General features: G+C 36.2%; 9 protein-coding genes and 1 rRNA gene. 7 read left to right on the forward strand and 3 right to left on the reverse strand.

Features of this window, described 5'->3' with window-relative positions; all coding sequences use genetic code 11:
* Nucleotides 1-117 precede the first annotated feature (117 nt).
* Nucleotides 118-233: ribosomal RNA gene (rrf, locus tag RZN25_17320) — 5S ribosomal RNA — on the forward strand.
* 737 nt (nucleotides 234-970) lie between these two features.
* On the opposite strand, the gene RZN25_17325 is transcribed toward rrf, so the two are convergent.
* Nucleotides 971-2,224, reverse strand: a complete 1,254-nt coding sequence (locus RZN25_17325; GenBank protein MEQ6378572.1) for an NAD(P)/FAD-dependent oxidoreductase — start codon at nucleotides 2,222-2,224, stop codon at nucleotides 971-973.
* A 114-nt stretch (nucleotides 2,225-2,338) separates the two neighbouring features.
* Between RZN25_17325 and RZN25_17330 the strand changes: the two genes are divergently transcribed.
* On the forward strand, nucleotides 2,339-3,982 hold the full coding sequence (locus RZN25_17330) for a polysaccharide biosynthesis protein (protein MEQ6378573.1): 1,644 nt from the start codon (nucleotides 2,339-2,341) through the stop codon (nucleotides 3,980-3,982).
* 5 nt (nucleotides 3,983-3,987) lie between these two features.
* A complete protein-coding gene (locus RZN25_17335) occupies nucleotides 3,988-4,692 on the forward strand; it encodes a pseudouridine synthase (protein MEQ6378574.1) in 705 nt (234 codons plus the stop codon).
* A gap of 90 nt (nucleotides 4,693-4,782) precedes the next feature.
* Here the strand turns inward: RZN25_17335 and RZN25_17340 are convergent, their stop codons facing one another.
* Nucleotides 4,783-5,001: a DeoR family transcriptional regulator gene (locus RZN25_17340; GenBank protein ID MEQ6378575.1), complete on the reverse strand. Its 219-nt coding sequence runs from the start codon at nucleotides 4,999-5,001 to the stop codon at nucleotides 4,783-4,785.
* A 188-nt stretch (nucleotides 5,002-5,189) separates the two neighbouring features.
* On the opposite strand from RZN25_17340, the gene thpR reads away from it, so the two are divergent.
* The 4 genes from thpR (at nucleotide 5,190) to RZN25_17360 (ending at nucleotide 8,657) form a co-directional block, all read left to right on the forward strand.
* Nucleotides 5,190-5,762 carry an RNA 2',3'-cyclic phosphodiesterase gene (gene thpR / locus RZN25_17345; protein ID MEQ6378576.1) on the forward strand — a complete coding sequence of 191 codons (573 nt, stop codon included), beginning with the start codon at nucleotides 5,190-5,192 and terminating at the stop codon, nucleotides 5,760-5,762.
* Nucleotides 5,746-6,549, forward strand: coding sequence for an NERD domain-containing protein (locus tag RZN25_17350; GenBank protein MEQ6378577.1), 804 nt, complete (start codon nucleotides 5,746-5,748; stop codon nucleotides 6,547-6,549). Before thpR ends, RZN25_17350 begins: the two co-directional genes overlap by 17 nt.
* A gap of 13 nt (nucleotides 6,550-6,562) precedes the next feature.
* Nucleotides 6,563-7,480 (forward strand): diacylglycerol kinase family lipid kinase, encoded by a 918-nt coding sequence (locus RZN25_17355; protein MEQ6378578.1) that lies wholly within the window; start codon nucleotides 6,563-6,565, stop codon nucleotides 7,478-7,480.
* Nucleotides 7,481-7,841: 361 nt separating this feature from the next.
* Nucleotides 7,842-8,657: a phosphotransferase family protein gene (locus tag RZN25_17360; GenBank protein ID MEQ6378579.1), complete on the forward strand. Its 816-nt coding sequence runs from the start codon at nucleotides 7,842-7,844 to the stop codon at nucleotides 8,655-8,657.
* Here the strand turns inward: RZN25_17360 and RZN25_17365 are convergent.
* Complete coding sequence (locus RZN25_17365) at nucleotides 8,644-8,934, reverse strand: YtzH-like family protein (protein MEQ6378580.1); 291 nt, start codon at nucleotides 8,932-8,934, stop codon at nucleotides 8,644-8,646. The genes RZN25_17360 and RZN25_17365 overlap by 14 nt on opposite strands.
* Nucleotides 8,935-9,096 lie beyond the last annotated feature (162 nt).

Raw genomic sequence — 9,096 nt, forward strand, 5'->3', positions numbered from 1 at the left:
AAATAAAACTTTGTCAAACTCATGTCATCTTATTCAGCTTTTAGGGTGTAAATAATTTAAAAAATTGCTTGCATTTTAACAGAAACATTATAAAATATAATTTGTCCTTGAAAATTGTCTGGTGGTAATCGCGAAGAGGTCACACCCGTTCCCATGCCGAACACGGAAGTTAAGCTCTTCAGCGCCGATGGTAGTTGGGGCATTGCCCCTGCCAGAGTAGGACGTCGCCAGGCCAAAGGAAAAGGATGATTTCTCCATGGAGAAATCATCCTTTTTCGTATTGATTTAATTTTTTTATCAATTTGAGTTAGCACTTAACCATGAAAAAGAGCACCTAAGCATAAATTTTAGCACCCAAATCCGAATGGTTGCATTAAATTAATGATTTTAGAGAATTTACTTATCACTTAATGAACTAATTCATCACCCAAATAGGGTCAGCGGCACTCAAGTTAGGATCGTAGCACTCATTCTTATAGAACGGCACTATCCTTCCCAAAATCGTCACGCAAATTAAGGGTTTTAGCACTTAAATTTCTAAAACTGTCACCCAATGAATAAAATCGTCACTCAAGCTAAAAGAGTAGCACCCAACCACTACATTTAGCACCAAACCTCTCAAACAGCACTAAGCCTACAGGATCTCCTCCTGTTTTCCGTTTGGTTTTTGAACAATCAAAAGCATTACTCCAGTAATTAATAAAGTAATTATAGGTAGAATAATAGAATGTGAGGAAAGAACTATTCCATTACCTGAATTTATATATAAGCTTTCCCAATATAATATTAAATAATAAAGTAAGTACTGGACCTATCATTATTCTTTTCAGTGTATAACTTGCCAAAACATCACTAGAACAAAAATCATAGTACTATATTTTTAAATATTTCAAGGTATAATTATATGATTTTTCTGAATATTATAATAAAATCCAAAAGCTATAATAAAAACACTCTATGCAAGAGTGTTTTAAGAAGTGCTCCAGGCTGCATTCATTCCAGCAACTCTACCAGTTACAAGTGCTGAAGTAATGTTGTAGCCACCTGTGTAGCCATGTATATCTAGAATTTCACCACAAAAGTAAAGGTCGTTCATGAGCTTCGATTGCATGGTACTTGGTACAATTTCTTTTATAGAAACTCCTCCACCTGTAACAAAGGCTTTTTCAATAGATTGAGTGTCATGTACTTTTACTTGAAATTGCTTAGATATATTGGAAAATTTTTTTATTTTATCATGAGAGATTTGGTTGGCGCGAGAATCTTGATTTAGCTCAACCAGCTCTAACATAAAGTCCAATAATCGTTCGGGAAAAGGACCCTTTAAAAGATTTTTAATGGATTTATTAGGGGACTCTTCCATTTTATCTAAAATGCTTTTGTAAAATTCATCTTCCGTAACGTTTGGCAGTAGGTCTATCTCAATTGGAACGGGGCGATGTCCCTTCATGAATTCTTTTACAACAAACTGAGAACATCTTAATATGGCTGGTCCTGATAAACCAAAATGAGTAAAAATCATATCCATTTGATGGGTGATCACTTTTTTATTTTTTTCGTTTAAAACGGATACAGCAACATTTTGTAAGGAAATCCCTTGAAGGATTTTCTTTTTGATAAACGATTCATTGGATATGAGAGGAACTTCGGTTGGATACAGCTCTGTGATGGTATGTCCTGCTTTTTTTGCCCAGGCATACCCATCTCCAGTACTTCCTGTATGTGGAACGGACTTTCCTCCGACTGCAATGATAATAGCTTTTGTTTGTATTTTTTCTTTATCTTTTAAAATAATAGTATGATGCTCCTCATCAAAATGAATGGCTTCAACCGGTCTGTTTGTACGAACGGTCACATTATACTTCTTCAACTGGTTTAACAGCGCTCCAACGACGTCTTTGGACTTATTACTAACAGGGAACATTCTTCCATGGTCTTCTTCTTTTAGTTGAACACCTAAACCTTCAAAATAATCTATGATATCATGGTTATTGAAAATAGAGAAAGCACTATATAAAAATCTTCCGTTTCCTGGTATATGTTTTATGACTTCACTTTCAGGTAGACGATTGGTTACATTGCAGCGGCCTCCACCTGATATAGCTAACTTCCTACCTAATTGATCTCCCTTATCCACTAATAATGTGGTCGCTCCATTCTCAGCGGCTGCGATGGCTGCCATTAAGCCTGAAGGTCCACCTCCTATGACTGTTACATCAAACATGCTTGTCATCCCTTCTTATTGGTTATGCTGGTAATACAATTACAGTATCTATTTTTCCTTTTATTTGTGATAGAATGTATTAGTTAGATTCTACATTAAATGTGGGTGAATATCATGTCAAATTCAAATATTTTACGTGGTACGATGTTGTTGACAGGTGCCACTTTTTTCTCGAAATTTTTAGGGATGCTTTATGTAATTCCTTTCTTTGCTCTTGTAGGGAGTGAAGGAGGGGCATTATTTCAGTATGGATACACACCCTACAATATCATGTTAACCATATCAACTGTAGGATTGCCACTGGCAATTTCCAAGTTCGTTTCGAAATATAATTCATTAGGGGATTATCAAACTGGGAGGAGAATGTATCGTTCGGCCATGATTTTTATGTCCATCACAGGGTTTCTGTCGTTTTTAATCCTTTATCTTGGGGCTGAAACAATAGCCCATTGGATATTACCTGTGGATGAAATTCCTGAAGGAGCTACATTAGCCGATTCCGTAGAGGATATAACAATCGTTATTCAAATGGTTAGTTTTGCGTTACTCCTCATTCCTGGGATGAGTCTCACCCGAGGTTTTTTTCAAGGGTATGAATCAATGGGGCCAACCGCTATATCACAGGTTGTAGAACAAATTGTTCGTATTCTCTTCTTATTAAGTGCAGCATTTTTAGTTGTCAAAGTGTTTGAGGGAAGCATTGCAACAGCCGTGAGTTTTGCTACATTTGCAGCCTTTGTTGGGGCAATCGCCTCTTGTATTGTTTTATGGTTTTATTGGAAAAAAAGAAAAAGTCATTTGGATAAACAGCTTGCACTACAAACAACTACCCATGATTTGTCCAATTGGGAAATGTTTAAAGAATTATTCTCCTATGCAGGTGCGTTTGTTCTTGTTGGGATGGCAACTCCACTGTATCAATTCGTGGATCTTGTCACCTTTAAAAGGGCTATGATTGGTATTAACCAAGGGGATATTTCGGATATAGCATATGCTGCTATTACTTTGTATGGACACAAACTAGTGATCATCCCTGTTACTTTAGCAACTGGATTATCGTTAGCAGTTCTACCAGCCTTAACAAAATCATTTGTGAGTGATGTGAAAAATGAGGTCTATCAGCAAATTAATCAAGCCTTTCAGGTCATTCTATTATTGGTTGTTCCAGCTGCTATTGGGATTGCGCTTTTGTCTTATGAAGCCTATGGTACTCTCTATAGTTTAGAAAATATTGATTTAACAGGAATGTTATTGCGCTGGTACGCCCCTGTTGCAATTCTTTATGCATTCTTTGTTGTTTCTGCTTCAGTATTGCAAGGAATTAATCAACAGCGTTTTGCTGTTGTTAGCTTAGGAATTGGTTTTGCGGTTAAGGCTTTAAGTAACATCCCCCTTATTACGTTTTTAGGACCTAAGGGTTCTGTCATTGCGACTGGATTAGCGGTTTTGTCTGCGGTGATCGCTAACTTTTGGAGAATAAAATATACGATTGATTTTCCTTTTAAGCAGTTATTTAAACGTGGAGCCTTGGTGGCCATGTTTACTATTGCAATGGCATTAGTAGTTTTAGTGTTAAAATGGGGCCTGAATGTTTCCTTTGCCTTAAGTGATAGTAGAATGGGCTCTTTGTTAGTTCTTGTCCTATGTTCCATTGTGGGAGCCATTATGTATTTGTGGTTAGCTTATAAATCCTCCCTTCTTGAAAGAGTGTTAGGAAACCGAGTAAAGAAAATAGAACGCATTTTTAGACGGGGGTAATAGAATTGAGACTTGACAAGCTATTATCAAATCGTGGTTATGGGAGCCGTAAAGAGGTCAAAGAGATTATCAAAAAAGGTCATGTCCTCGTAAATGAGGAAAGGATAAAAGATGGGAAAACACAGATTGATCCCATTCAGCAAATAGTTACGGTCTTTGGAGAAAAAGTTGAATATAAGGAGTTCATCTATCTAATGATGAATAAGCCACCAGGGGTTGTTTCGGCTACAGAGGATACAGGAGACAAGACTGTTATAGATTTGTTAGGGAAGGATGATCAGCTGTATAATCCGTTTCCTGTGGGACGGCTGGATAAAGATACTGTTGGTTTACTTCTTTTAACTAATAATGGAAAACTATCCCATCAACTTTTGTCACCGAATAAGCATGTTACAAAAACCTATTTTGCTAAAATAAAGGGAGTCGTTACAAATTCAGATGTGGAAGCCTTTCAAACGGGAGTCACTTTGGATGATGGTTATGTTACTATGCCTGCCACATTAAGAATACTTTCTTCTGGAGAGCAATCGGAAATTGAACTTGACATAACAGAAGGTAAATTTCATCAAGTGAAAAGGATGTTTGAAGCCGTAGATAAAAAAGTTGTGTACTTAAAGAGAATAAAAATGGGGAGTTTACAATTAGACCCAACCCTATCTGAAGGAGAATACAGAGAGTTAACGAAAGAAGAGTTACAATTACTAGAATAATCTTAGTTTTTTTATATGATCAACCGACGGAACTTATAAATTCTAATAGTAAAAAAAAGCCCGGAACATTCCGGGTTTATCTATATCTCTCTATGATATTTTCACTTTTTTCTTTGTGATTTCCCACTTTCCACGTTGTGGACTTGTAACAAGTCCATTGTGCTCTAGAACATTAAGGTCCCTTTGAACAGTTCGGTCTGTGATACCAAACTCTTCTGATAACTCGGCCGTGCTTACTGTCCCCCTTTCACGAATAAATAGATAGACAGCTTTCACACGAGTTAGCATGCGAGAGGTAGAACGATTCAAAATACCACTCCTTAAAGATTCTTATACTCACCGTGGATCAAATCTTAGAAGTTATACATAGTATAAACCTTATTTTGAGAATTGACCAGTTTTACTAGCAATTTCCTTTTATGAGTTTTAACGGTGTAATATATACCTATGTCCTATAGAAAGAAATATGCTATAGATAAGCGAGGAGGTAAATAGTGATGAGTCATTATTTTGTTGGAATACCAATTCGAGGTCAGCAAAGGGACAGGCTAGAAAAATGGGGTCAACAAATAAAGCCGTATTTTGATTACAAGTTATGGGTCCATCCCAATGACTTTCATATTACATTAGCTTTTTTAGGAGCATGGGAAACTTCTAGTATTGGAGAACTGATGGGATCTTTGGAAAATTTACAAAGTTTCCCGCCTTTTCATATTGAAATTGGCGAGTTGGGTAGTTTTGGATCTGCTATAGCACCTCGAGTACTTTATGCAAATGTTATAAAAAATGATGTTTTAGAGAAGCTTTATCTTCTGATTCATGAACAAATTCAGTTTGAAAAAGAGAAACGACCGTACCGCCCCCATATCACCTTGGCCAAAAAATGGAAATCGGAACAAAAATTAGATAAGCCTTTTTCAGGAAAAGACTATATAAAACACGCACCATATGAAAAAATGAAGGTAGACAGAATATGTCTTTTTGAAATACACCCTGAAAGAGCTCAAAAATATGAATGTATAAAGTCAATAGACCTTAAAGGGGAGGAAGATTTTGGCGCAATTAATTAAATTACAGGATTATATCTCTAGGTATGAGATTGATATTTTTCATTATCCTGGCCAATTCATTCGCCTTAAACAAGAAAATTGGAAAAAATTCAATTCGATGGGTGAACTGCAGGAGGCATATATATCGGAGGAAGAAAAAAAGCAATATTATTTAGATGCGCTCATGCCCTTTCAACTTAAATGGGCAAGTAGCACCATTCGGGAAAAATCATTTTTAGATTATTACTATAAATCTAATCCAACCCTTCGTTATTTCTTACAAAGATTTCCTGATACTTTTTTGGTGATGTTTCAACCTATTTTTCTTTTAAAAAAAGCACCAGTTGAAGGAGAAATTATAATTATAACTCCTGTTGAAATACTGTGTTTAACTATCATTGAATTCCCTGAAGAGGTGACGATTATAGCTGGTGACGATCGCACTTGGATGCAGGAGAAGGATAATGTTAGAACTCCTTTCCTAAGTCCTATGATTTCTTTAAAAAGGACAGATGTAATCATTAGGAGCATCTTAAACCGTTATTCTATTAATTTTCCAGTTCGTAAATTGGTTCTTAGCCAAACTAATGAAATTCAATATCAAACAGAACCTTATCAAACAAAGTATATTGGAAAAGAAGCATATCCGGAATGGTTTAAAAAAATTCGAACCTTTAAAAGTCCATTAAAGCACATGCAATTGAAGGCTTCAGAGGCTTTGTTAATGCACTGCCAAACAACCTCAGTGAAACGCTCTGAATGGGAAGAAGATGATTTAGACTTATCAATGGATGATGATCAAAACTAAAAGGAGAACGGTTATGAACGTTATTATCACAAATCCTGTCGCTGGAAATGGTAGAGGGTTAAAAGTGTATTCCAAGTTTAAAGAGCTCAACAAAGAAAATCTAGTAAACTTTCGTTCCTTTTCTACCAAATACCCAGGCCATGCGGAAGAAATCGCTCGACAAATTTCGCAAATGCACCATGAAAGGATTCAAATGCTTTATGTAATTGGCGGTGATGGAACCTTTCATGAAGTTCTAAATGGCTTACAAGCGCATAATAAAATTCCAGTGTCTTTTATCCCGGCAGGATCAGGAAATGATTTTGTTAGAGGGGGGACATTATCTAGTCGTCCAAGTAAGTTAATCCAACAGTTAAAGCATCATCCTAGGCTTAGTTCATTTCGCCCTGGAGTCTATGTTATAAACCGTAATAACAGAATCTTTCTAAATAGTTTAGGGATTGGAATTGATGCTGAGGTAGTGACGAGAGCCAACCAATCCCATTATAAAAAAATTTTAAACCAACTCCGATTAGGTTTTTTAACCTATGCTGTAGCTCTTATCCAGGTGCTTTTCAATTTTTCTCCAAAAACAATTACACTAACCATTGATGGAAAGAAAAGTGTACATCATCAAGTCTGGATGGTTACGGTAGGTAATCATGCATACATGGGTGGCGGAATGAAATTACTTCCTAACAGTTCACATAAAGATCCATACTTTACAATTTTAATTGTGGAGAACATATCTAAATGGAAAATCCTTGGATTATTTTTGACAGTGTTCTGGGGAGGTCATACAAGGATTAAAGGTGTTTCCTTGCAGAAAGGCCAGAGGATTACGATTAAAGTACCGGAATTAGTTAGGTTTCATGTTGATGGCCAGGAGGGAACATGTTCGGAAGTGTCGATTAAAAAATCAACAAAAACACACATGATTCCTGGAAAATGAAAAATCTACCGAAAAAAGAAAAAATTTGTCTTGAAATATATCCCTGTTATACGTTAACCTAAAAATACCCGACTTTTTATCCCGCATGAACGAGAAGTATTACCCCCACCTCAAGTCTTAAGTGAAACGAAAAGATAAGGTAGGGGATAAACTCCCATGAAAATAAAACATTAAATTTTTCATCCTTGTTGGTAAAGCTCGCTTCATGGTTGGCTGCCCGTAAATGTCCGATTGGTTCAAGGGCTAGGTCATACCCTTAATGCTGACAATCAGTGGGGGGACGGCCACTGATGGAAGTTTTATTTTATGTAGGTAAATAATCGTATGACTTAAATTAAATTGATAGATTTTAGAATTGAAGGTGACTGGGTTGGAACATATTTTAGGTGAGGAATGGACGATTTATCCAGCAGGTGGATCCACAGGTGAAGCCTATTATGCACAAAATGATGGGAAACGACTATTCTTAAAACGAAACTCTTCACCCTTTTTAGCTGTTTTGTCTGCTGAGGGAATTGTTCCTAAGTTAGTTTGGACAAAGAGGTTAGAAAATGGCGATGTAATAACAGCCCAACACTGGTTAGAAGGCCGTGAGTTGAGCATAATTGAAATGCAACATCCAAGTGTGGCTAAAATGCTTAGCAGGATACACCATTCCTCTGAACTCGTTCATTTGTTTATGAGAATGGGAAAAACTCCCTTACATGCCGATGCTATGTTACATGAGATTCAAATGAAGGTTAGAAATTCTCAACATCTTTATTATTCATTTGAGGTTAGACAGGCCTTAAAATGGTTGGAAGAAAGATTACCTTATCTTAATGAAGCCAAGTATGTTGTTTGTCATAGCGATATGAACCATAATAATTGGCTGTTAGCAGATAATGGACAATTATATCTAATTGATTGGGACAATGCTGTTTTAGCTGACCCAGCTATGGATATTGGAATGCTTTTAAATGCATATATTCCTGAAGATCAATGGGGAAAATGGATTGAAACTTACTATCAAACAAAACTTGATCATCAATTATTAAACCGAATTTATTGGTATGTAATGGCGCAAACAATTAGTTTTCTATTATGGCATGAACGTAGAAATGAAAAAGAAGAAGCCAAAAAATGGCTCCTTGATCTAAAAAAACAATTTGTTAAACAAAATATTATCCAAAGTTAGCTGGGTCTACTTCTTGTACCCAGTTTTCTATTTCCTGCTGATAAGCAGTTGCCAATTCATTGGGGTTAGGGGAACCTTTCCCTTGTTGAGCATAACTATAGATATTTTCCAATTGTTGCATAACGGCTTCTTGTTGTGAAAAGTCAGCATTAGCCATTAATTCTTTAGCAATTCTTTCAATTTGTTCATATTCGGCAACTGTTGCACAACATTCTTCACTTTGTTCCTTAAGAATATCTGTGAGAACTTGAAGCTGATGCTGATGTGTTAGCGGCATACGGATTCTCCTTCAATATAAAGAATTATTAACTGGACTTAGTTTTTGTTTTAGAGAGTAAATTATACCTTTGTTATTAAAGCATAAAAAACCTCTACATTTTTATTCATGTAGAGGTCCTTTTCTTTACAAGATAAGAAATCATTATGGCTCGCTTCGCGG

The organism is Bacillaceae bacterium S4-13-56, assembly GCA_040191315.1.
In the GTDB taxonomy this organism is placed as follows: domain Bacteria; phylum Bacillota; class Bacilli; order Bacillales; family JAWJLM01; genus JAWJLM01.